This is a genomic window from Pararhizobium sp. (genome assembly GCF_035497515.1).
GTDB lineage: Bacteria > Pseudomonadota > Alphaproteobacteria > Rhizobiales > Rhizobiaceae > Pararhizobium.
Genome location: NZ_DATJDJ010000013.1, coordinates 1 through 21,331, shown reverse-complemented (window position 1 = coordinate 21,331; position 21,331 = coordinate 1). Strand labels below are relative to the sequence as shown.

General features: G+C 61.2%; 24 protein-coding genes. 13 read left to right on the top strand and 11 right to left on the bottom strand.

The genetic code is table 11. From position 1 onward, the window contains the following. The first annotated feature begins 83 nt into the window (after positions 1-83). Positions 84-1,109 (top strand): IS110 family transposase, encoded by a 1,026-nt coding sequence (locus VL202_RS01375; RefSeq protein ID WP_325462397.1) that lies wholly within the window; start codon positions 84-86, stop codon positions 1,107-1,109. A 234-nt stretch (positions 1,110-1,343) separates the two neighbouring features. Here VL202_RS01375 and VL202_RS01370 read toward each other — a convergent pair whose 3' ends face one another. The 3 genes from VL202_RS01370 to VL202_RS01360 form a co-directional block, all read right to left on the bottom strand. Then, positions 1,344-1,655 carry a hypothetical protein gene (locus VL202_RS01370; RefSeq protein ID WP_325462396.1) on the bottom strand — a complete coding sequence of 104 codons (312 nt, stop codon included), beginning with the start codon at positions 1,653-1,655 and terminating at the stop codon, positions 1,344-1,346. A gap of 189 nt (positions 1,656-1,844) precedes the next feature. Beyond that, a complete protein-coding gene (locus VL202_RS01365) occupies positions 1,845-2,528 on the bottom strand; it encodes a ribonuclease HII (protein WP_325462395.1) in 684 nt (227 codons plus the stop codon). A 142-nt stretch (positions 2,529-2,670) separates the two neighbouring features. Continuing rightward, positions 2,671-3,828 carry a PA0069 family radical SAM protein gene (locus VL202_RS01360; RefSeq protein WP_325462394.1) on the bottom strand — a complete coding sequence of 386 codons (1,158 nt, stop codon included), beginning with the start codon at positions 3,826-3,828 and terminating at the stop codon, positions 2,671-2,673. A gap of 240 nt (positions 3,829-4,068) precedes the next feature. Between VL202_RS01360 and VL202_RS01355 the strand changes: the two genes are divergently transcribed. Beyond that, positions 4,069-4,605 carry a glycosyl transferase gene (locus VL202_RS01355; RefSeq protein WP_325462400.1) on the top strand — a complete coding sequence of 179 codons (537 nt, stop codon included), beginning with the start codon at positions 4,069-4,071 and terminating at the stop codon, positions 4,603-4,605. Between the two features lie 215 nt (positions 4,606-4,820). Here the strand turns inward: VL202_RS01355 and moaB are convergent, their stop codons facing one another. The 4 genes from moaB to VL202_RS01335 all read right to left on the bottom strand — a co-directional run bounded on the left by moaB (position 4,821) and on the right by VL202_RS01335 (position 9,417). Next, entirely contained in the window at positions 4,821-5,363 is a 543-nt protein-coding gene (gene moaB, locus VL202_RS01350; RefSeq protein WP_325462393.1) for a molybdenum cofactor biosynthesis protein B, read from the bottom strand. Next, the gene (locus VL202_RS01345) at positions 5,350-6,285 is read right to left on the bottom strand and encodes a 4-(cytidine 5'-diphospho)-2-C-methyl-D-erythritol kinase (RefSeq protein WP_325462392.1); all 936 of its coding nucleotides are present in this window, start codon (positions 6,283-6,285) and stop codon (positions 5,350-5,352) included. Before VL202_RS01345 ends, moaB begins: the two co-directional genes overlap by 14 nt. A gap of 12 nt (positions 6,286-6,297) precedes the next feature. Further along, a complete protein-coding gene (locus VL202_RS01340; RefSeq protein ID WP_325462391.1) occupies positions 6,298-8,133 on the bottom strand; it encodes a tetratricopeptide repeat protein in 1,836 nt (611 codons plus the stop codon). Between the two features lie 267 nt (positions 8,134-8,400). Beyond that, positions 8,401-9,417: a polyprenyl synthetase family protein gene (locus tag VL202_RS01335; RefSeq protein ID WP_325462390.1), complete on the bottom strand. Its 1,017-nt coding sequence runs from the start codon at positions 9,415-9,417 to the stop codon at positions 8,401-8,403. 107 nt (positions 9,418-9,524) lie between these two features. Between VL202_RS01335 and VL202_RS01330 the strand changes: the two genes are divergently transcribed. The 4 genes from VL202_RS01330 to VL202_RS01315 all read left to right on the top strand — a co-directional run bounded on the left by VL202_RS01330 (position 9,525) and on the right by VL202_RS01315 (position 11,911). Further along, positions 9,525-9,749 (top strand): DUF2007 domain-containing protein, encoded by a 225-nt coding sequence (locus VL202_RS01330; RefSeq protein ID WP_325462389.1) that lies wholly within the window; start codon positions 9,525-9,527, stop codon positions 9,747-9,749. A gap of 227 nt (positions 9,750-9,976) precedes the next feature. Next, positions 9,977-10,747 carry a tRNA1(Val) (adenine(37)-N6)-methyltransferase gene (locus VL202_RS01325; protein ID WP_325462388.1) on the top strand — a complete coding sequence of 257 codons (771 nt, stop codon included), beginning with the start codon at positions 9,977-9,979 and terminating at the stop codon, positions 10,745-10,747. Positions 10,748-10,831: 84 nt separating this feature from the next. Then, a complete protein-coding gene (locus tag VL202_RS01320) occupies positions 10,832-11,698 on the top strand; it encodes a S49 family peptidase (protein ID WP_325462387.1) in 867 nt (288 codons plus the stop codon). A 24-nt stretch (positions 11,699-11,722) separates the two neighbouring features. Further along, positions 11,723-11,911, top strand: a complete 189-nt coding sequence (locus tag VL202_RS01315) for a hypothetical protein (RefSeq protein ID WP_325462386.1) — start codon at positions 11,723-11,725, stop codon at positions 11,909-11,911. Between the two features lie 120 nt (positions 11,912-12,031). On the opposite strand, the gene VL202_RS01310 is transcribed toward VL202_RS01315, so the two are convergent. Next, positions 12,032-12,259, bottom strand: a complete 228-nt coding sequence (locus VL202_RS01310; protein WP_325462399.1) for a type II toxin-antitoxin system RelE/ParE family toxin — start codon at positions 12,257-12,259, stop codon at positions 12,032-12,034. An 82-nt stretch (positions 12,260-12,341) separates the two neighbouring features. Next, complete coding sequence (locus VL202_RS01305) at positions 12,342-12,623, bottom strand: type II toxin-antitoxin system ParD family antitoxin (protein ID WP_325462385.1); 282 nt, start codon at positions 12,621-12,623, stop codon at positions 12,342-12,344. Positions 12,624-12,784: 161 nt separating this feature from the next. Here VL202_RS01305 and VL202_RS01300 point away from each other — a divergent pair, with 161 nt between their 5' ends. Further along, positions 12,785-13,747: a glycine--tRNA ligase subunit alpha gene (locus VL202_RS01300; RefSeq protein ID WP_325462384.1), complete on the top strand. Its 963-nt coding sequence runs from the start codon at positions 12,785-12,787 to the stop codon at positions 13,745-13,747. Positions 13,748-13,859: 112 nt separating this feature from the next. On the opposite strand, the gene VL202_RS01295 is transcribed toward VL202_RS01300, so the two are convergent. Beyond that, entirely contained in the window at positions 13,860-14,000 is a 141-nt protein-coding gene (locus VL202_RS01295; protein ID WP_325462383.1) for a hypothetical protein, read from the bottom strand. Positions 14,001-14,353: 353 nt separating this feature from the next. Between VL202_RS01295 and VL202_RS01290 the strand changes: the two genes are divergently transcribed. Continuing rightward, on the top strand, positions 14,354-15,331 hold the full coding sequence (locus VL202_RS01290) for a sensor domain-containing diguanylate cyclase (RefSeq protein ID WP_325462382.1): 978 nt from the start codon (positions 14,354-14,356) through the stop codon (positions 15,329-15,331). Positions 15,332-15,396: 65 nt separating this feature from the next. Here VL202_RS01290 and VL202_RS01285 read toward each other — a convergent pair whose 3' ends face one another. Next, the gene (locus VL202_RS01285) at positions 15,397-15,594 is read right to left on the bottom strand and encodes a hypothetical protein (protein ID WP_325462381.1); all 198 of its coding nucleotides are present in this window, start codon (positions 15,592-15,594) and stop codon (positions 15,397-15,399) included. Positions 15,595-15,799: 205 nt separating this feature from the next. Here VL202_RS01285 and VL202_RS01280 point away from each other — a divergent pair, with 205 nt between their 5' ends. From VL202_RS01280 to glyS, 5 genes are all read left to right on the top strand, one after another. After that, the gene (locus VL202_RS01280) at positions 15,800-16,348 is read left to right on the top strand and encodes a LemA family protein (protein WP_325462380.1); all 549 of its coding nucleotides are present in this window, start codon (positions 15,800-15,802) and stop codon (positions 16,346-16,348) included. 154 nt (positions 16,349-16,502) lie between these two features. Then, the gene (locus tag VL202_RS01275) at positions 16,503-17,777 is read left to right on the top strand and encodes a 3-phosphoshikimate 1-carboxyvinyltransferase (protein WP_325462379.1); all 1,275 of its coding nucleotides are present in this window, start codon (positions 16,503-16,505) and stop codon (positions 17,775-17,777) included. A 43-nt stretch (positions 17,778-17,820) separates the two neighbouring features. After that, positions 17,821-19,755 (top strand): DUF2207 domain-containing protein, encoded by a 1,935-nt coding sequence (locus tag VL202_RS01270; RefSeq protein WP_414692785.1) that lies wholly within the window; start codon positions 17,821-17,823, stop codon positions 19,753-19,755. A 195-nt stretch (positions 19,756-19,950) separates the two neighbouring features. Further along, entirely contained in the window at positions 19,951-20,136 is a 186-nt protein-coding gene (locus VL202_RS01265) for a hypothetical protein (RefSeq protein ID WP_325462378.1), read from the top strand. A 71-nt stretch (positions 20,137-20,207) separates the two neighbouring features. After that, a partial coding sequence (glyS, locus tag VL202_RS01260) for a glycine--tRNA ligase subunit beta (RefSeq protein ID WP_325462377.1) occupies positions 20,208-21,331 on the top strand: 1,124 nt, incomplete at its 3' end.

Sequence of the window (21,331 nt, the reverse complement as noted above, 5' to 3'; positions counted from 1 at the left end):
CACGATGGCGTAATTGCTAACCGCGTTTTCCAGTCTCCTGGTTGGTGGCAGACTGGTCCCATTAACAACGGGAGGACATCACAATGAAACAGTATGTCGGATTGGACGTGTCACAAAAGGAGACTGCCGTTTGCGTCGTTGACGAGACCGGTCGCCTGATCTTCGAGGGCCGGGCGAAGTCGGATCCTGGCGCTCTGGCGGCGCTGCTGGCGAAGAAAGCCCCTGATGCCGAACGCGTTGGCTTTGAGACTGGTGCCATGTCGAGCTGGCTCTGGCATGAACTGAAAAGGATCGGTATGCCGGTTGTCTGTATCGACGCGCGACACGCACATGCGGTTCTGTCCGTCCGAATGAACAAAAGCGATGAGAACGACGCGCGCGGCTTGGCCGAGTTGGTTCGGATTGGATGGTATCGCGAGGTTGCGGTGAAGAGTGAGGCCAGCCAACAGGTGCGCTCGCTACTGATCGCAAGGTCTCGGCTCGTGACGATGCGACGAGATCTCGAAAATCAGATCCGATCGATGTTGAAAGAATGCGGCCTGATCTTTCCTCGCGCCATCGCCGGACAATTCCAGCGCTGCGTCATCGACTTGACCGGAGAGGGTCATGTGCTTTGGACTGTCTTGCTACCGCTCCTCTCCGTCCATGGCCATGTCTGTCGAGAACTTGAGGGGTTGGATCGCCAGATCCGGCAGATGGCTCGAACAGACGAGACGACAAGACGGTTAATGACCGTGCCGGGCATCGGTGTGGTAACGGCATTGACCTTCCGCCATACCATCGACGACCCGTCGCGCTTTCGAAGTGCAACATCCGTTGGCGCCTATCTGGGCCTGACGCCGCGACGCAAGCAATCCGGCGAAACGGACACCGTCGGTCAAGTCTCGCGATGGGGAGATCGCTTGTTGCGAACCTATCTCTTCGAGGCGGCCAGTGTTTTACTACATCGCACGAAGCGTTGGTGCTCCCTGAAGGCTTGGGGCCTTCGGCTGGCCAAACGCAATGGAATGAAAAAGGCGCAGGTCGCTGTTGCTCGCAAACTGGCCGTCATCCTGCACTGCATATGGGTTGATGGCACCTCATTCCAGTGGGGCAAGGAACCGGCCTGATCCGTTATCGACCTCTATCCGGAATCGCAGGGCTCCCTTGGGCCTGTGATGTCCCGCCGGGACGGTGGTTGCGGTGACCTCGTTGTTTCGGCTGCTGGCGAGTTTGATCGCACAGCGCTCCACACGTTGAGGCATCCGACCCGAACATCATCATGAGGCAGCGACCTCGAAAAGGACCATGACCCCGGCACGGACAAAACAGACTTGACTAAGTCCCGCAATTAAAGGGCCGAATCAATTCCCCGCATGCGCCGACGGCGCCATGGTCAGGCAGGCCTGTTCGAATTCGCGCATGGTTTCCGGGCTGTTGTCTTCGGGAAGTACGGCGTCGGTCGCCATGTCGGTCTCGTCGGCCACTTCCTGTCCGTCATAGACGAAGGACTGGATGTAATAGGCAAGCCCGCCCTTCCAGACCTTGCGGCCGTCGATCTCCTTGCAGGAATAGGCCGTCTGCAGGTCGGCCTGCATGGCATCGACCGTCGGTTGCTCTGTCGCGGACACGTTCGCCGCCGCCGTGGCAGCCATCAAAATCAGACCAAAGAGCAAGTTTCGATCCTTTCATAGAATCGCGGGCTAAACAGTTCGCTGGAACCTATATCCCGTCCGCTTTGCCGTTTGTTACCGCGGACACCGCGGGCGCAAGAAAAACCGCAGCTGTGTCTTCGCTGCCGATGGCCGCACCTTGATCTTCAATGCATGGGGGCCGTTGTTGTTCCCATATCTGCCTGACGGATATCAGGCGGACAGATCGTCATCGGCGGGGTCATTGCCATCCTGCCGCAGCGGTCGAAAACTCATCCGGTGCAGCGGACAGGGGCCGTGGTTGTCGATGGCGGTGCGGTGGCGGCGGGTCGCATAGCCCGCATGCATGGCAAAGCCGTAGGCCGGGAAGACGAGGTCGGCGCGGGTCATCATCCGGTCGCGCGCCACCTTGGCGATAATCGAGGCGGCGGCGATCGAGACGGAGCGGGCATCGCCCTTGACGACGGTCTTGCCGTGGCAGGGAAGCCCGGGCGGCACATCGCGGCCATCGGCCAGCACCAGCGCGGGACGGCTCGAGAGACCCAGCACGGCGCGTCGCATGGCATCGAGGCTCGCCTTGCGGATATCCGTTCCATCGATCCGGTCGGCGCCGGAAGAGGCGATCGACACGGTGGCGCAGGCGAGGATGATGTCGAACAGCTCTTCGCGTCTGGCGATCGACAACTGTTTGCTGTCGTTCAGGCCTTCCGGAATGTTGTCGGGATCGAGGATGACGGCGGCGGCGACCACCGGGCCGGCCAAAGGCCCGCGTCCGGCCTCGTCCGTTCCTGCCACCGGCCAGAGGCCATCCCGGCGACCCGCCAGTTCGAAGCTGAAATCCGGACCTTCGATCGTTTCAAAAAGAAAAGGGGAATCGGGCGGCGTGCGTCTGGTCATGCGGCGGACCTTGCACACAAGCCCGATTCCCTGCAAGTCCTCCGGCGTGAGGCGGCTGCCGGAGGAGGGCCGATGTGCCTCGGGGCAAGAAACAGCATCGGCATGCCGATCTCCGGAACGGACGTTCCGAAGGTAATGGTGGCTAGAGTAGCGACAACTGGACCCCGGTTCCAAGCGGCGGCACGAACAGGTCGCAGTTCAACGGCCGGCGCACGACATTGAGTTCCAGCCGCTTGGCGGCCATTTCGAAACGCCTTCCGATCTGCCAGGCATAGGGACCGGCGCCCTTCATGCGCTTGCCGAATTCGGCATCGTAATCCTTGCCACCACGCATCGAGCGAACGAGCGACATGACATGGCGGTAGCGATCCGGATAGTTCCGGAGCAGCCAGTCGCGAAACAGCGGGCTTACCTCCAGCGGCAGGCGCAACAGGACATAACTTGCATATGCCGCCCCGGCCGCCTTGCCGGAATCCAGCACGCGTTCGATCTCGTGGTCGTTGAGGGCCGGAATGATCGGCGCCATCATCACCGTCGAGGGAATGCCCGCGTCCGACAGGGCCTTGATGGCCTCCAGCCGCTTCGAGGGCGTCGAGGCGCGCGGCTCCATCAGCCGCGCCAGCTTGCGATCGAGCGTCGTCACCGACAGGCCAACCTTGGCGAGGCCCTTCTCGGCCATCGGCGCCAGGATATCGATGTCGCGTATGACCATGGCCGACTTGGTGACGATCATCACCGGGTGATCGGCCGCTTTCAGCACTTCGAGGACCTGGCGCATGATCCGCCATTCCTTCTCGATCGGCTGATAGGGGTCCGTATTGGTGCCGATGGCAATCGGGCGGACCTTGTAGCCCGGTTTTGCCAGTTCGCGTTCCAGAAGCTTGGGGGCATCCGGCTTGGCAAACAGTCTGGCCTCGAAATCAAGCCCCGGCGACAAGCCCATATAGGCGTGCGTCGGCCGCGCGAAACAATAGATGCAGCCGTGCTCGCATCCCCGGTACGGATTGACCGAGCGATCGAAGGGAATGTCGGGCGAATCGTTGCGGCTGATGATCGAGCGCGGCTTTTCGATCTGAACGTCGGTCTTGAAGTCCGGCAGGTCCTCGATCGAGGCCCAGCCGTCATCCTCCAGCGTGCGCGAGACCGGCTCGAACCGCCCGGATGTATTCAGCGCAGCACCCCGTCCGCGCCGGCGATCGACATCGATGCGAAGCCCCGAACCGGCGATCATCGCTTCGGCCATATCTGCCGTATGGGCAGGCGCCAAAGCACCCTGCCTGATGTGAGACAGCTCGTTCATGGGATTCTCCGGGGAATGCCGATACCGGGCGCTCCGAAATTCTCTGATTATTTTCCTATCGCGAAAATGAGAACAATGCAAGAACAAAATCGCGAATGCAGGTTTCCGCAGTGGTCCCGAAGGGTGGGGCAACGGCAGGAGGACCGTTCGGATGCGGGCGCATTCATCATGAATGAAAAGTAAATTCTTCGGAAACGAAGGCTTTATGGAAATTCCGTGTGCGATGCGGTATGGACGACGATGCTGACGATCATCATGGAAACCCGCAACAACGAAGCCGAGCTGGCACAGACCCTGTCCGCGCTGGTCGCAGGCGCCGTGGAGGGACTTGTGAGCGACGTGATCATCCTCGATCATGCCTCGCGCGACGGCTCCAGCCGGGTCGCCGATGCCGCCGGTGCGCGGTTCTGTACCAACTGGGACATGAAGGATATCGTCCGCTCGGCGCGGGGCACCTGGCTGCTTCTGCTGGAAGCGGGCGCGCGGCCCGCCGGTCGCTGGATCGACGATATCGCGGAATATATGACGATTGGAAAGACTCCGGCGCGGTTCTCGCCGTCGCGCCTGCACCGCCGGCCGTTCCTTCGGCGGATCGTGACCCGCGCGGCGCCCCTGGAGCTCGGCCTGCTTCTGTCGCGGCAGCAGGCTACGGCGATCGCGAAATCGGGCATGCCGCTCAGCGATTTCGCCACTGGGAGGGCGGTGCGCCGTCTTGGCAGCGAGCTCGTGCCGGCCTGGGTCGCGGTCGGCAATCGCCTTGACGCAGACGAAATCTAAGCGGGCTGCCCACCGCGGGAACACAACCAGAAAAGGGGTGAACCCTTTTGAGGTCCACCCTGCTTGACTGAATATCCTGTCTGAAAAGGGCTTTCCGCTCCGGCCGCGGCTGGCGCGTCATATCGCTTCTCGTTGTCAGAACGGTTTTAGCCGGGCATGGAGATCCGCGCTGTTTCGAATGGAACAGGGAAAACAAGCCGTTGCTCTGGAGAAGATCAGCCGCGCTTCAGGTGCTCGTCGAGTCTTGGCATGATCTCGATGAAATTGCAGGGCATGTGCCGGTAGTCGAGTTGTTGCTTCAGGATGCCGTCCCAGGCGTCGCGGCAGGCGCCGGGAGATCCCGGCAGAACGAAGATGAAGGTGGCGTTGGCGACGCCGCCGGTAGCGCGCGACTGGATCGTCGCTGTGCCGATCTTGTCGTAGGACAGGCGGTGAAACACCTCCGAAAACCCGTCCATGCGCTTTTCGAACAGGGGCTCCAGCGCTTCCGGCGTCACGTCCCGTCCGGTAAAGCCCGTACCGCCGGTGGTGATCACCACGTCGATCGCCTTGTCCAGCGTCCAGGCCTTCACCTGGGCCGCGATCTTTTGCCTGTCGTCGGGCACGATGGCGCGCGCCGCGAGCCGGTGCCCGGCCTCCTCGATCCGCGCCACCAGCGTATCGCCGGAGCGGTCGTCCGCAAGCGTGCGGGTATCGGATACGGTCAGTACGGCGATGCCGACGGGGATGAAGCGTCTTGCCTGCTTAGTTTCGGCCATCATCTGTTTCCTTTCCCCCGATGCTGTTGCAAGCCAGAACGTACCAGTCGGGGTTTTGCCGTGAAAGCATGTCGGCGGCCGTATCCCTCAGCCGGCCTGTGGCAAAAAGTCCGAAACAGCTGGCGCCGGACCCTGACATCCGCACGAAGGCAGAGCCTGCACGGCCAAGTGCGTCGGAAACGGCTGATATGGTCGGCTCCAGCGATTGTGCTGGCGGCTCCAGGTCGTTGCGCATGCCGTTCAGGGCAAACATCCATCCGTCCTGCTCAATCCCGGCCTCCGGCATCACGAGCGCGGGATTGGTCTTGCTCGTCAGCATACGGAAGATCACCGGCGTCGAGACAGCCTTCAGCGGATTGACGATCAGCATCGGAAAGGACGGGAAGGCCGGCAGAAGCTCGATATCCTCGCCAATGCCGCGCGCGACCAGCGGCTTGCCCTTCAGGCACATGGGCACGTCGGCGCCGAGTTTCAGTGCGATGTCGAGGAGACTATCGGCGGCAACCGGCGCCTGCCACAGATCCATCAGGCCGAGAAGCGCTGCGGCCGCATCGGCGGAGCCGCCGCCGATGCCGGAAGAGACGGGAAGGTTCTTTTCGAGATGAAGATGAACAGGTCCGGTCGGGATTCCGGTTTCGGACAGATGCGCGCGCAGGAGATCGCGGGCCTTGAGCACCAGATTGCTGTCGGCGCTCGCATCCTCCGCCGCCGGCAGATCACGCGCAAAGCGACCGGAAATCGTGAAGCGGTCGGGGTCGGAAATGGAAAAGCCGATGCGGTCGCCCGCATCGGCAAAGGTCACGAGACTGTCGAGAAGATGATAGCCATCTTCCCGCAGACCGACGACGTGCAGGGCGAGGTTGATCTTCGCTGGCGCCATCCGGGTGAGCGCGAAGCCCCCGATCCCTGCATCATGGGTCATCTTAAGCCGGAATCAGGACTTCTTGCCGGGCGTGGTCGCGTCCGGCGTCACCTTCTTTGGCTGGCTGCCGTCCGTCGCATCGGCCGCGGCCGGAACCTTGGCGGTGACCGGCGGCAGGCCGTTCTCGATCTTTGCCTTGATCTTTGGAATTTCCGCTTCTTCCGGCTTCAGCGCCAGCGTCTGGTTCCACTGGAAAACCGCTTCCAGCTTGCGCCCGACACGCCAGTAGGCGTCGCCCAGATGGTCGTTGATCGTGGGGTCGCCCGCCATCAGTTCTGCGGCGCGCTCAAGCTCGACCACGGCATCATCGAAACGGTTCATCCGGAAATAGGCCCAGCCGAGCGAATCGACAATGTAGCCGTCATCCGGCTTCAGATCGACGGCCTTGCGGATCATCGTCAGGCCTTCTTCGAGGTTGATGTTCATGTCGACCCAGGAATAGCCGAGATAGTTCAGAACCTGCGGCTGGTCCGGGTTGAGCTCGAGTGCCTTCTTGAAGCTCGGCTCGGCCTTGTCCCAGATTTTCTGGCGTTCATAGGCGATGGCGCGCTGGAAGAAGATCGTCCAGTGGCTGCGCTGCGGAACGGGTCCGATCTCCTCGACAGCGCGGTCGTAGAGCAGACCCATTTCCTTGTAGTCCTTGGTATCCGAAAGCACGCTGCCATAGGCGATATAGCTGCGCATATCCTTCGGATCGAGATCGATCAGCGCCTTCAGGTGCTGCTTGGCTTCCTCCGTCTTGCCGATCGAGGCAAGACTCAGCCCCAGCTGCATTTCGGACAGCCGGCGCATCGGCGAGTTTTCCGGCACGCTCTTGTAGAGCTCGATCGCGCGTTCCGGCTTTTTCAGGTTTTCGGCAATTCCGCCGAGCATGACGAGAATGTCGGCGCTGTCCGGATCGACTGCACGAGCCGTCTGCAGATAGAGCGAGACGATGTCCTCCGCGCCGTCGCGGTTGAGTGCCGCGCCGATCGAAAACAGCACTGCGGCCGCGCCCTGTGCGGCGCTGCGAACCTGTTGTTCCTGCGGCTTGCCCTCTTCGATGCTCTTGCGCAGAGCGCCGAGCGGCGCATAGTTGTTGATGAAGTTTTCGCCGACGGAGACGGCATCGAGCGCCTTCTGTTTGTTGCCATCGCGGGCTTCGAGCTTTGCCAGCGCCACGACCGCACGCATGAACGTATCAGGAGCGGCCGCACCGCCTTCACGATCCAGAACGGCGTCGTTCAGCTTCGAGCGCGCCGTGGACTTGTCACCGGCGGCAAGGGCGATTGCGCCGCCATGATAGGACTTGAAGATCTTGAACCATTCCGGCCCTTCCATGGCATCGATCGCGGCGATCGCTTCCTTCGGCTTGCCTTCACCGGCCTTCGCCCAACCCAGCAGCAGGCCGTTCATCAGCCTGTCGAGATCGTTCGGGCCTTCGTAGTTCAGGATTTTCTGGGCGTGGCGATATTCCTTCTTGCGGATCGCCTCGACGGCGCGGGCGATCGTGGTGATGCGCTCGACGGAACCGTCCGACTTCAGCTGTTCGGCGATCTTCACGCCATCCCCGAACTGGCCGTTCATCAGGAGGGTAATCATCAGGCGCTGCTTGACGTCGTTATTGTCCGGTTCGAATTCCAGCGCCGTGCGGTAGAGCCGGGTTGCTGTATCGAGATCCTTGTCGACATCGGCCGTGCGGGCGGCGAGAAACGCGCCGGAGAAACTGTTCACCGAATTGACGTCGAAGGGCTTGCTCTCTTCTACGGCAGCCTTTTCCTCGGCGAAGCCCTGGGGCGCACCGGCAAGGGACGCCAAGGCCAGGAATGCTGCGCCGCTGAGCAGGCGAAGAAGGTGTTTTTGCCGCATGACAAGCCTTTCGTTACGGGCAGCGCCATTGGGCGCCATCGCCGGATTCGCGCGGAATCAGTCCCAGATCAATAACGCATTACCCGAGAAACCGGAATCGGTTTGAGCACGGGACAAAACGCAATTCGACATGCCAGCGCACGTTTTCGTGATGTCAATCACGCAACCGAAAACCGACACGCTCCAAGCATCCATGAACAGAATGGCTTTTTTGGCGCAGTGCGGCAAGAATTTCCGCTTCGGCGTGCAATGGCCGCCGGTTGCGGATCAGCTCACCCGCTCGATGCAGAAATCGATGACTTCCAGCAGCGCCGATTTCCACGGGGATTGCGGTAGCGGAGCAAGCGCATCGCGGGCGATGGTGCCGTAATGCTGCGCGCGCGCGATCGTGTCTGTCAGCCCACCATAGCGGGTGATGAGGCCAAGCGCCTTTTCGAGGTTCTGGTCGTTGCTCTCACCGCCCTCGATCGCCTCGCGCCAGAAGCTGCGTTCGTCGGCGGTGCCACGGCGATAGGAGAGGATGACGGACAGGGTGATCTTGCCCTCGCGGAAATCGTCGCCGACATTCTTGCCGAGATCGGCGGCCTTGCCACCGTAGTCCAACACGTCGTCGACCAGCTGGAAGGCGAGGCCGAGATTCATGCCATAGGATTTCAGCGCGTTGCGGCTGGCCTTGTCGGTCTTGGCGACGATCGGGCCGACTTCGGCGGCAGCGGCGAACAGTGCGGCCGTCTTGGCGCGGATGACAGAGAGATAATCGTCCTCGGTCGTCTCCATGTTCTTGGCGACGGAAAGCTGCAGCACTTCGCCCTCGGCAATGACGGAGGCCGCCGTCGAGAGGACGTCGAGCGCATCGAGCGAGCCGACGTCGACCATCATGCGGAAAGCCTGGCCAAGCAGGAAGTCGCCGACGAGAACGCTTGCCTGGTTGCCCCAGATCATCCGTGCTGTGGACTTCCCGCGCCGCAAATCACTTTCGTCGACCACGTCGTCATGCAGGAGCGTGGCGGTGTGCATGAATTCGACGGAGGTCGCGAGCTTTATATGAGCATCGCCGGTAAAGCCGAACATCGAGGCGGAAGCGAGCGTCAGCATCGGCCGCAGCCGTTTGCCACCGGATGAGATCAGGTGGTTGGCGACCTCCGGAATCATCTGCACGTCGGAACCGGCCTTGGAAAGAATAAGCTGGTTGACGCGCTCCATATCCGCCTTGGTCAGGTCGACGAGCGGCTTCACCGATGCCTGTTTGTTTTTGCTGTCTTCCAGCGGTATTACTACGCCCACGCAAGGCACTCCTGTTCAAATTCCAGTTTGGACAATAGAAAGGGGGGCTAGTGGCGGCAAGAGGCGAATTGTCCCGCTCCTTAAATAAGGCAGGAAAACGAACCGGAATGAAGGAATTGATCCGCACCAATGATGCCGTCGTGCTCTCTTTCGCGGAAAGCCTGATGAAGGAAGTCGGCATCGTCTACCTGATCGCCGATCAGGGCATGAGCATTCTCGAAGGCTCGCTGGGGTTGCTGCCCCGCCGCTTCCTGGTCGATGAGGACGAGGCCGACGAGGCACGGCAGATCCTGATCGATGCGGGACTTGAGGCGGAATTGCGGGAGATTTGACGGCATATGCACCGCTCTGGGCAGGCTTACCCCCCTCTGTCCCTCCGGGACATCTCCCCCACAAGGGGGGAGATTGGCCGCTACGAATTTGCGCGCCTTACATTTGGTTTTGCTCGCAGTAGCGTGAGGGAAATGGATGATCTCCCCCCTTGTGGGGGAGGTGTCAGCAAAGCTGACAGAGGGGGATATGCCAACCACAATCGCGGATGCTTCGGAATTTCTACCATATGACCACCGAAACCCTCGACAGCTTCCATCGCGGCCAATTTCACGTCGTCCAACCGCTGGGGCAGGGGCATCGTTCGGGCATGGATGGCATGCTGCTTGCCTCGCTGGTTGCGTCCGCCAAACCCTGTCGCGTCGCCGACCTCGGCGCGGGCGCCGGGGCCGCCGGCATGGCGGTCGCCTCGCGGATGGAAAATGCCGAGGTTCTGCTGGTCGAACGCTCGCCGCTGATGGCGCAGTTCGCCAGGAGAAGCCTGGCGCTTGCGGAAAACGCCCGTTTCGCCGCCCGCGTTTCCGTGCTGGAGGCGGACGTATCCTTGACCGGCCGGGCACGGGCGGCGGCCGGCCTCACCGATAATTTCTTCGACCATGTCATCATGAACCCGCCGTTCAACGACGCTTCCGATCGCAAGACGCCGGATACCCTGAAGGCCGAGGCGCATGCGATGACCGACGGCCTGTTCGACATCTGGATCCGCACGGCGAGCGCGATCGTGAAACCGGGAGGGCAATTGTCGCTGATCGCTCGTCCGGAATCGATCGCCGACATCATTTCCGCCTGCGGCCGCCGTTTCGGCGGCATCGAGATCACCGCCCTGCATCCGCGCGCCGGCGAAAATGCGGTTCGCATCCTGGTCTCGGCCATCAAGCAGAGCCGCGCCCGGCTGACGCTGCGAGCGCCGTTGATCGTGCACGAGGAGAGCACCCAAAAATTTTCTTCCCTCGTGGACGATTTGAACAATGGTCGCGCGGCTTATGCCCGCCGGCGATGATTTTTGAAGGCTGCCATTGTGTTTGGCGCGCCAGTGCATACATGCCAACACGCATAATTGAAGACTTTGTGTCAGGGAGTATCGATGGCCGGACTGTTCAGGAAATTGTTGCCGAAGCGTTTTCGCAAGGAAGGTGTGACGATCCCGGTCGTCCGGCTGCACGGCGCGATCATGGCGGGCGGCAGCCAGTTTCGACCGGCGCTGAACCTTGCGGCCGTTGCTCCGGTGCTGGAAAAGGCCTTCTCGACGAAAGGCGCGCCGGCAGTGGCCATTTCCGTCAATTCTCCCGGCGGCTCGCCCGTCCAGTCGCGGCTGATTTACCAGCGCATCCGCGACCTCGCCGAGGAAAAGAAGAAGCGCGTCATCATCTTCGTCGAGGATGTGGCGGCTTCCGGTGGTTACATGATCGCGCTTGCCGGCGACGAGATCATCGCCGATCCGACCTCGATCGTCGGCTCTATCGGCGTTGTTTCGGGCGGTTTCGGCTTTCCGGAAATGCTGAAGAAGATCGGCGTCGAGCGTCGCGTCTATACCGCCGGCTCCAACAAGGTCATGCTCGATCCCTTCCAGCCGGAAAAGGAACGGGACATCGAATTCCTGAAAGGCCTGCAGCTGGAAATCCACGAGGTTTTCATCGGCATGGTCAAGGCACGGCGCGGCCACCTGCTGGCCGATACGCCCGACATTTTCTCCGGCCTGTTCTGGACGGGCAAGCGCAGCCAGGAGCTCGGGCTGATCGATAGCCTCGGCGACATGCGCGGCGAATTGAAGAAGCGGTTCGGCGACAAGACGCAACTGCAGCTGGTTTCGGCCTCGCGCAGCCTGTTTGGCCGACGCCAGCCCGGCGCGTCGATCGCCAACGGCATGGCCGAGCGTTTTGCTGCTTCCGCCGTCTCTGGCCTTGCCGATATGGCCGAGGAAAGAGCATTATGGGGCCGCTTCGGCCTTTGATGCCAGCGGAAGAGGGGGACGCACATGCCGCAATTGATCTTACTGTTGTTGTTCGCAGCCGTCGCCTGGTTTGGCTATCGCAAGTTCGTGGCTGACGCCGAAAAACTCACCCGCCGCCAACAGGAAGCCCGCCGCCAGCAGGAAACCGGAACGCAGGGCACGCTGGTCAAAGACCCGGTGACAGGGGAGTACCGGTTGAAGGAGCCAGAGTGACCGAAATGGTCGTGTTGATGCTCTAAGGAAGCGGCCTTGGAACGAATCCAAGAGTTTCAGCTGAAGCTTCGGCTGATTGGAAATTCGATCGCGACGACGTCAACGCAAGAGACAAAGACGCTACTGGCGTTTCTTTACGCGACCTTGCCAATCCGCTCCGCCATAGCTGATGCAGACAACATAGACTTCGCGCCGGTTGTCCGTCACCGTAAAGCAGACAACTGCCTTACCCGCCGTTGGGATGACGCGAAGCCCCGGATGGATTTCATTTCTGATTGTGCCCACATGCGGGAAATCACGGAGTGAAAGCAAAGTTGTTTCAATCGCGTCGATCTTCTCCTCGGCGATATCGTACCCGGCATATTCACCGATAAAAATGGTTATCTTGGAAAGATCGTCTCGGACGAGAGGTGGCGGGTGACCCTATAGCTCACTGCCGTTCTGCTTTCTTGGCACGGATAAGGGCTCGAATGTCGCTGAACAGCGTATCGCCTTCGAATGGAATCCACTGGTCCTTCGGCAATTCCATTCGCCGCCGGATTTCGTCCGCCATGCCGGCCAGGGGGGCGGCCGGAGCTGCATCGTTCTCCATCATCTGTTCGATGCCGGCCTGAATGACACTGGAGACGGAGGGATAGCGGCCATCCGCCACCATCTTCTCGGCGAATGCGCGGTGGGTATCATCCAGTTCGATGTCGATCTTGACGGTCATGCATGGATCCCTTGTTTCCATACGAGCTCACCACAATGGATGAATTGTCGGCAACGCGGCAGCGATGGACCACTTATGCTCCGCAGGCTTTGCTCGCCCCTTGACCCCCTTCGTCCATCATGGCACCAGACAGCCAGCCGATTTCAACCTGGACTGATGCCATGACCACCGCCGCTCTCCCGGACCATATGAACCCGAAGCGTTCTTTCCAGGCGCTGATCCTGACGCTCCACGCCTATTGGGCGGACAAGGGATGCGCGGTTCTGCAGCCCTACGACATGGAAGTCGGCGCCGGTACGTTCCATCCGGCAACGACCTTGCGGGCGCTCGGCCCGAAGCCATGGCGGGCCGCCTATGTACAACCGTCGCGCCGTCCGACGGATGGTCGCTACGGCGAGAACCCGAACCGACTGCAGCACTATTACCAGTATCAGGTCATCCTGAAGCCCAATCCGTCGAACCTGCAGGAACTGTATCTCGGCTCGCTGGAGGCGATCGGCCTCGACCCGCTGCTGCATGATATCCGCTTCGTCGAGGACGACTGGGAAAGCCCGACGCTCGGCGCCTGGGGTCTCGGCTGGGAGTGCTGGTGCGACGGCATGGAAGTGTCGCAGTTCACCTATTTCCAGCAGGTCTGCGGCATCGAATGCGCGCCGGTCTCCGGTGAGTTGACCTACGGTCTCGAGCGGCTGGCCATGTATGTCCAGGGCGTCGACAATGTCTACGACCTGAACTTCAACGGTCGCGACGGCGACGAGAAGATCAGCTACGGTGACGTCTTCCTGCAGGCCGAGCAGGAATATTCACGCCACAATTTCGAATTTGCCAATACGGCGATGCTGCAGCAGCATTTCGTCGATGCCGAAAAGGAATGCATGGCGCTTCTCGCCGCCGGTGCGCCTGATACGGGCGCCAACGCCACCCTGCACAAATGCGTCTTCCCGGCCTATGACCAGTGCATCAAGGCCAGCCACGTTTTCAATTTGCTTGACGCGCGCGGCGTGATTTCGGTGACGGAGCGCCAGAGCTACATCCTGCGCGTCCGCACGCTCGCCAAGGCCTGCGGCGAGGCGTTCCTGTTGACGGATGCCGGCGGGATCAATCTGGTCCATCAGACGGCGTGAGCCGCCCTATCTTAGCACCAAGCGCGGCCGAGCCTGCGCGGGAAGCCAGCCAAAATGGGCAGGGTCGAACCTGTCACGGGCACCGAAGCGCTGCCCATGGTGTCGGACGCTGTCAGCGCTGGCCCGGATAACGGACCCGGACCGGAACGAGGCTCTGCTGCTTCTGTTCCTGCTTCTGCGTGCGGCTTGCTGCCACGTGACTCATGCAGACAAGAACCAGCGCCGAGAGAGTGATCATGGATATGATGGTCATGTTTCAAGTTTCGCACTTCACCGATGGTTGGGCGGATCGCTTTTGCCCTGCGTCGCGCCGTAAGGTTTCGGAGCGGCCTTCATGGCCAGAATGCACGGAATCACAATGTCCGTGCTACGCGGAAAACATGGGTGAAGAATACGCCCAACAGGGATTGTCGCAATCCCGAGTTATAACTAGGCGAAGAAATATGCCATTGCCTTATACTGCGTGAAAACAACAACCTGCCACTTGTTTCGCGCGTGATGTACACGATCCGCGCGCAAGATCGAACCATGGATGCCCTTTTAGTCTCAGCAACCTCTTAAAGGTTTTGCTTTAGGGTGGCGGCACGCGAATAATCAGGATGCACCATGGAAGACGAGGATATCCTCCCGCCAGACGTCTTGGCCTCGATGCTGATGCGCATGTTCGAGCATGCGCCGATTGCGATGTCGATCACCACGAGCGACACGAAGACGTCGAGCTATGCGAAGGTCAATGATGCCTATCTGAAGCTGACCGGCCTGAAATGGGAGAATATCCGCGGCAAGAAGCTGACTTCGGATGGCGCCGCGATCGACAATCCCGCCCGCGACCGCCGTCATCGCCTTTTGGCGGAGGAGGGCTCTTACGAGTTGGAAGAAGTCGATATTACCTATGCCGACGGCACGATCATCCCGACCCTGATTTCGGCACAACGTACGGTCATCGATGGTGTTTCCTTCGATGTCGAGGTGATCGTCGACGTGTCGGCCCGTGTCCGCCAGCAGCGCGAAATCGAAAACGCCCTGAAGGCGTCGGCACGAACCGATGCGCTGTCCGGCCTGCCAAACCGGGCCTGCTTCGACGAGGTCGTCACCGAATCCGTCGTGCGCAGCATGTTGAACGATCGAAAGCTCGCGCTGGCCTTCATCGACCTCAACGGTTTCAAGGCCGTGAACGACACCTTGGGCCATGCCGCCGGCGACGAGGTTCTTCGCATTATTGCCAGCCGCCTGCGCGAAAGCTTTCGCGCCACGGATTTCATCGCCCGGGTCGGCGGCGATGAATTCGTCGTCCTGCTTGATGTCGATCTGAAACTTGCCGGCGATATCCAGCAGAACCTGCAGGACGCGATGGAGCGTGTGTTCAAGCCGATCCCGATCGATGGCCGGGTGACCTATACCGGTGCGGCCGTCGGCGTCACCTTCCTGCGTCCGGACGATACGCCGGCCTCCTTCATCAAACGGGCGGACGAATATATGTATATCGCCAAGACGACGGAACAGCGGGTGGCCGTGGTCTGCTTTGGACAGATCATGGGAGTGCACGAAACGCCAATGCACAGGCCAAGCGCCACGAGGCGGTAGGTGGTTGACGCCCGGTCGGGTGGCCCTATCATGCGCCGCCGTCCTATCTCCCTTTCCAAGCAGACTCAGATCAGATCGCCGGCATCGACGCCGATCTGCCAGACCAGCTTCAAGGTCGGAAACGTGCCGGTCGGCAGTTGGCCGGCATAGGTCTGAAGCGCGCGGCGAACGCCGGCCGGCTTTTCAACGTTGCCAACGGTCGCATAGGCAAAAAACAAGGCCGAAAAGGCGATGATGTTGATGAGGGTTGCGAGCGTTTTCATCGGGCCGGTTCTTCGTGTTGGGCGTTGTTCGATGGACCCACTATCGATGAAACGGCTTTGTCGCGCGGTTCCCCGCGGAACAGGGAAAGACGGCTCGTGATGGGAAAAAGCGGGGCGGTGATCGCGCGCCGGAGAATTTGGCTTTCAACGGCGGCCAGCGCACCTTAAGCTTGGTGGAAACACATGTTCCCGGAAGGAAAAGCCGATGATTGCCCTGGCCGTTGCCGCAGTCGTGATCCTCTACCTGATCTTCGTCTATAACGGCCTGGTCAAGGCGAGGCAGGTGAAGGAGGAGGCATGGTCCGGTATCGACGTGCAGCTGAAGCGCCGCGCCGATTTGATCCCCAACCTGATCGAGACCGTCAAGGGGTACGCCGCCCACGAGAAGGGTACGCTGGAGGCGATCGTCGAACTGCGCAACAAGGCTCAAGCCGTGCCGGCTGGAGACGTGGCCGGACGCGCTGCGGCGGAAGGCATGCTCAGCCAGGCGCTCGCAAAGCTGTTCGCTCTGGCGGAGGCCTATCCCGACCTCAAGGCCAACCAGAACTTCGCTGAGTTGCAACAGTCGCTGGAGGACATCGAAGACGAAGTGCAGATGTCGCGCCGCTACTACAACGGCGCCGCCCGCGATCTCAACGTCAAGGTCGAGAGCTTCCCGTCCAATCTCGTCGCCGGCCCCTTCGGCTTCAGCAAGGCCGCCTATTTCGAAATCACCAACGAGGCCGACCGCGCCGTGCCGACGGTGAAGTTTTGATCTACAGCGCCGCGCGTCAAGCATGACGCGCAACGGTCGCGGTAGCCCCTTAAATTATGCAGTAGCCCCAAACGGCATTCCGTCGTAGACGGCTTTCCAGCATCGACAGGAGTCCACGGCCCGTCCTCAGGCCGCGCGGAAGGCATCAAGAGACATGAGCATGAGCAACGCAGACCAGAAACTCACCATCCTGCCGCCTGGCCATCCGCTGGAAGGACGTGTCAGCCCGCCAGGATCGAAGTCGATCACCAACCGGGCACTTCTTCTTGCCGGCCTTGCCAAGGGCACGAGCCGGCTGACGGGCGCGCTGAAGAGCGACGACACGCGTTATATGGCCGATGCCCTGCGCGCCATGGGCGTGGAGATATCAGAACCTGATGATACGACCTTCGTCGTCACCGGAACCGGCAAGCTTTTGCCAGCCGACAAGCCGTTGTTTCTCGGCAATGCCGGTACCGCAACGCGGTTCCTGACGGCTGCGGCGGCGCTCGTAGATGGCACCGTCGTCGTCGATGGCGACCAACACATGCGCAAGCGACCGATCGCGCCGCTGGTCACGGCTCTCAGCGCACTCGGCGTTTCAATTGAGGCCGAGACGGGTTGCCCGCCGGTCACCGTTGCCGGCACCGGCGACTTTGCCGGCGATCATGTCACCATCGATGCCGGTCTTTCCAGCCAGTATGTCTCGGCCCTGCTGATGGCGGCGGCCGGCGGCTCGCGCCCGGTCAATATCGAACTGGCCGGCCAGGAGATCGGTGCGCGCGGCTATATCGATCTGACGGTTGCCGCCATGCGTGCCTTCGGCGCTGAAGTGACGCAGGCGAGCCCGTCCGTCTGGCAGGTTGCGCCGACCGGTTACACCGCGACCGATTATCTGATCGAGCCGGATGCGTCGGCCGCCACCTATCTCTGGGCGGCGGAAGTTCTGACCGGCGGCAAGATTGACCTCGGCGTCGCGGCGGAAGCATTTTCGCAGCCGGATGCGAAAGCCCATGAGGTCATCGCCAGCTTCCCGCATATGCCCGCCGTCATCGATGGTTCGCAGATGCAGGATGCAATCCCGACGCTCGCGGTGCTCGCCGCCTTCAACGAAACGCCGGTGCGCTTCGTCGGCATCGAAAACCTGCGCGTCAAGGAATGCGACCGGATCCGGGCACTTTCGACCGGTCTGACGAATATCCGCCCGGGTCTCGCCGTTGAAGAAGGCGATGACCTGCTGGTTGCCTCCGACCCGGCGCTGGCGGGCCAGACGCTGCCGGCCGATGTCGACACATTCGCCGATCATCGCATCGCCATGAGCTTTGCCCTGGCGGGCCTGAAGATCAACGGCATCACCATTCTCGACCCCGGTTGCGTCGCCAAGACCTATCCGCGCTACTGGGACGAACTCGCCTCGCTCGGGGTCGCCTTTACGGGTGATCGCCCGTAAGCATCGGTAACAGCATCAGAATGAACGAGGAGGGACCCACCGCATGAAACACCTGATTGCGATATTCGGTTTCCTCCATCTCCTCTTCCTGATGCTGCCCGGTGCCGCCCGCGCCGACGAGATCATCACCGCCTACCGCTCCGACATTAGGGTGGCGAAAAGCGGCCTGCTGACGGTCAGCGAAACCATCACCGCCAATGTGGAGGGCGACCAGATCAAGCGCGGCATCTACCGCGACTTCCCGATGACCTTCGTCGATGACAGCGGCCGCACCGTCCGGGTCGATTTCAATCTCGTCTCCGTCGAGCGCGACGGCGTTACCGAGCCCTATCACACCGAAAGCATCAGCGGCGGCATCCGCATCTATACCGGCGACAAGGATGTCCTCCTGCCCGCCGGCCCGCATACCTTCCGGATCACTTACGAGACCGGCCGCCAGATCCGCTTTTTCGACGATCATGACGAGCTTTACTGGAATGTCACCGGCAATGGCTGGGTGTTTCCGATCAACGAAGCGTCGGCGACCGTCACCCTGCCGCCGGGCGTGCGTGCCGACGATATGGCCGTCTTCACGGGCGCGCAGGGTGCCACGGAAAAGAATGCCAGTTTTACGGAGATGGGATCGAAACTCGCCTTCGTCACGACCCGTCCGCTCGGCGCCTATGAAGGACTGACCATCGCCGTCAGGATGCCGAAGGGCAGTATCGATCCGCCCTCCGCCTCGCAGGCGCGCGGTTGGTGGCTGCAGGATAACCTGCCGCCGATCCTTGCCATCACAGGCTTCGTCCTTGCGGCACTCTATTATTCCCGCATGTGGCTGAAGGTCGGCCGCGACCCGGCGCGTGGCGTCCTCGTTCCGCGCTGGGATGCGCCCGAGGGCATTTCGCCGGCGCTGGTCAATTATATCGACAACAAGGGCTTTTCCGGCGAGGGCTGGACGGCCTTGGCGGCGGCGGCGCTCAACCTGGCGGTCGAAGGCTATGTGGTGCTGGAGGACCTGAAGAATTCCCTGGTCATCACCCGGACAGCCAAGACGCAGCCGCCTTCACTGCCCACGGGCGAGGCCGCGCTCCTCTCGGCCGTGCAGAGCCGTGGCGGCAAGCTGACGATCGACAAGGCGAACGGACCGACCGTGCAAAAGGTTGGCATGGACTTCCGCAGTGCCATGGAAAAGGAACATCGCAACAGATATTACCATGCCAATACCGCCTATGTGGTCGGCGGCATCGTCCTGTCGGCGCTGTTCGTCGTGGCGGTCTTTATCGCCGGCATTCTCAATGAAACCACGGTTCTGCTGGTCCTGCTGCCGGTGCTGGCCTCCGTCTTCATTTCACTTCTATCGGTCAGCCTCGCCAAGCTCCTGAAGCGCAAAGGCAGCCTGTTTGCCCGGATCGGCGCGATCATCGTCGTCACCTTCTTCGGCTTCTTCCTGATCGCGGCGGCGCTCAGCGCGCTGGCAGTCGTCGTTACCACCGCGCTTTCCAGTCATCAGGTGCCGTTGCTTCTGGGTGTCGGCGGCATCGTGCTGGTCAATATGCTGTTCTTCTACCTGATGGGCGCCCCGACACCGCTCGGCTCGAAAATGATGGATGGCATCGACGGGCTGCGGCAATATCTGACGCTGGCCGAAAAAGAGCGGATGAACATGGCCGGTGTGCCGAACATGTCGCCGCAGCATTTCGAAAAGCTCCTGCCCTATGCCGTGGCGCTCGGCGTCGAAAAACCCTGGGCTAACACCTTCGACCGCTGGCTGCTGGCCGCCGCCGCCGGCGTCGCCGTCTACCAGCCCGCCTGGTATTCCGGCAATTCCTTTAGCTCTGGCTCCTTCGGTGACCGCATGGGTGGCTTCGCCGGCTCGATGGCGGGCACCATGACCTCGTCTCTGCCACCACCGCCGAAAAGTTCTTCCTCCGGGTTTTCCTCCGGCGGCGGCTTTTCGGGCGGCGGTGGTGGCGGAGGTGGCGGAGGGGGATGGTAGGGGCCAAAGTCAGCCCGTTTGTATCGTGTCGTGATACTTGATGTCTCTGCTTTCGTGTATCATTCTCTGATACAATTCGGAGGCGAGGATGATCCGTTCGTTCAAGGATAAACTTTCTCTATCCGTGGCGAACGGTAGCGTGAAGAAGGGGTTTCCTGCGGACCTCGTTCGGCGCGCGCAGCAGTTGATGGCGCTATGGGCAAGACCGCGATTACCACGGATACGGCACTGCGCCTTGCACGCTTCTTCAACACGACGCCGGAGCTCTGGATGAATCTGCAGGTGGGCTACGACTTGACAATCGAGGCGGAGCGAAATCGTGCGGAGATTGAGCGAATCCCGTCCGCGACGCTGCATGAGACCCCGACTTTTCACCATTGAATGGATGACTTTTGCTGTTGGGCTTGCTAAGTCCCCCGCAGTCCATCGATCCTTCAGAAAAGCATCCGTCCATGCCCGATCTTCTGCTTGAACTCCGCTCCGAGGAAATCCCGGCCCGTTTGCAGCGCAAGGCTGCCGGTGACCTGAAGAAGCTTCTGACCGATGCATTGGTCGAGGCGGGGCTGGTCTATGAGGGCGCGCGGGAATATTGGACGCCGCGCCGCCTGACGCTCGATATCCGCGGTCTCAATACCCGTTCCGCCGATGTGCGCGAAGACGTCAAGGGGCCGTCAACCTCCGCGCCCGAACAGGCGATCCAGGGCTTTCTGCGCAAGGCGGGTCTTGCCTCGATCTCCGAGGCCCATGTCCACTCGGATCCGAAGAAGGGTGATTTCTACGTCGCCCATATCGTCAAGCAGGGTCGGCCGACCGAGGAGATCGTCGCCGACGTGATGCCCGGCATCATCCGAAATTTCCCCTGGCCGAAGCCGATGCGCTCTGGCGCTGCGTCCGCAAAGCCCGGGTCGCTGCGCTGGGTGCGGCCGCTGCAGTCGATTGTCTGCACCTTCGGCCCGGAAAATGAGGAAACGCAGGTCATTCCGTTCGAGGTCGATGGCATCGTCGCTTCCAACATCACCTATGGCCACCGGTTCCATGCGCCGGAAGCGATCACCGTGCGTCGTTTCGGCGATTACATCGAGAAGCTGGAAAAGGCCAAGGTCGTGCTCGACGGCGAGCGCCGCAAGGATATCATCCTGCATGATGCCCGCGACATAGCCTTCGCCAACGGGCTCGAGCTCGTCGAGGACGAAGGCCTGCTGGAAGAAGTGTCCGGCCTCGTCGAATGGCCGCAGGTGCTGATGGGTGCCTTCGAGGAGGATTATCTGGCGATCCCAGCGGAAATCATCCGCCTGACGATCAAGACCAACCAGAAATGCTTCGTCACCCGCAAGCAGGGCGATGAAGGTCTCTCGAACAAGTTCATCCTCGTTTCCAACATCGAGGCAACGGACGGCGGCAAGGAAATCGTCCACGGCAACGGCAAGGTGGTTCGCGCGCGTCTCTCGGATGCCAAACATTTCTGGACCCGCGACCAGGGCAATCTGCCAGACCTCGAAACGCTTCAAGCCTCCGCCGCGAAATTCGACCTCGACCTGAAAAAGCCGCTCGACCAGCGCATGGCCAAGCTGGATGC

Excerpts from the sequence above, each read along its gene's own strand:
- VL202_RS01270 (WP_414692785.1), top strand. The coding sequence starts at position 17,821 with ATGAAACACCTGATTGCGATATTCGGTTTCCTCCATCTCCTCTTCCTG.
- VL202_RS01300 (WP_325462384.1), top strand. The coding sequence starts at position 12,785 with ATGACCACCGCCGCTCTCCCGGACCATATGAACCCGAAGCGTTCTTTC.
- VL202_RS01365 (WP_325462395.1), bottom strand. The coding sequence starts at position 2,528 with ATGACCAGACGCACGCCGCCCGATTCCCCTTTTCTTTTTGAAACGATC.
- VL202_RS01280 (WP_325462380.1), top strand. The coding sequence starts at position 15,800 with ATGATTGCCCTGGCCGTTGCCGCAGTCGTGATCCTCTACCTGATCTTC.
- VL202_RS01330 (WP_325462389.1), top strand. The coding sequence starts at position 9,525 with ATGAAGGAATTGATCCGCACCAATGATGCCGTCGTGCTCTCTTTCGCG.
- VL202_RS01275 (WP_325462379.1), top strand. The coding sequence starts at position 16,503 with ATGAGCATGAGCAACGCAGACCAGAAACTCACCATCCTGCCGCCTGGC.
- VL202_RS01295 (WP_325462383.1), bottom strand. The coding sequence starts at position 14,000 with ATGACCATCATATCCATGATCACTCTCTCGGCGCTGGTTCTTGTCTGC.
- VL202_RS01305 (WP_325462385.1), bottom strand. The coding sequence starts at position 12,623 with ATGACCGTCAAGATCGACATCGAACTGGATGATACCCACCGCGCATTC.
- VL202_RS01355 (WP_325462400.1), top strand. The coding sequence starts at position 4,069 with ATGCTGACGATCATCATGGAAACCCGCAACAACGAAGCCGAGCTGGCA.
- VL202_RS01320 (WP_325462387.1), top strand. The coding sequence starts at position 10,832 with ATGGCCGGACTGTTCAGGAAATTGTTGCCGAAGCGTTTTCGCAAGGAA.
- moaB (WP_325462393.1), bottom strand. The coding sequence starts at position 5,363 with ATGGCCGAAACTAAGCAGGCAAGACGCTTCATCCCCGTCGGCATCGCC.
- VL202_RS01285 (WP_325462381.1), bottom strand. The coding sequence starts at position 15,594 with ATGAAAACGCTCGCAACCCTCATCAACATCATCGCCTTTTCGGCCTTG.
- VL202_RS01315 (WP_325462386.1), top strand. The coding sequence starts at position 11,723 with ATGCCGCAATTGATCTTACTGTTGTTGTTCGCAGCCGTCGCCTGGTTT.
- VL202_RS01360 (WP_325462394.1), bottom strand. The coding sequence starts at position 3,828 with ATGAACGAGCTGTCTCACATCAGGCAGGGTGCTTTGGCGCCTGCCCAT.
- VL202_RS01340 (WP_325462391.1), bottom strand. The coding sequence starts at position 8,133 with ATGCGGCAAAAACACCTTCTTCGCCTGCTCAGCGGCGCAGCATTCCTG.
- VL202_RS01265 (WP_325462378.1), top strand. The coding sequence starts at position 19,951 with ATGGGCAAGACCGCGATTACCACGGATACGGCACTGCGCCTTGCACGC.
- VL202_RS01325 (WP_325462388.1), top strand. The coding sequence starts at position 9,977 with ATGACCACCGAAACCCTCGACAGCTTCCATCGCGGCCAATTTCACGTC.
- VL202_RS01345 (WP_325462392.1), bottom strand. The coding sequence starts at position 6,285 with ATGACCCATGATGCAGGGATCGGGGGCTTCGCGCTCACCCGGATGGCG.
- VL202_RS01290 (WP_325462382.1), top strand. The coding sequence starts at position 14,354 with ATGGAAGACGAGGATATCCTCCCGCCAGACGTCTTGGCCTCGATGCTG.
- VL202_RS01375 (WP_325462397.1), top strand. The coding sequence starts at position 84 with ATGAAACAGTATGTCGGATTGGACGTGTCACAAAAGGAGACTGCCGTT.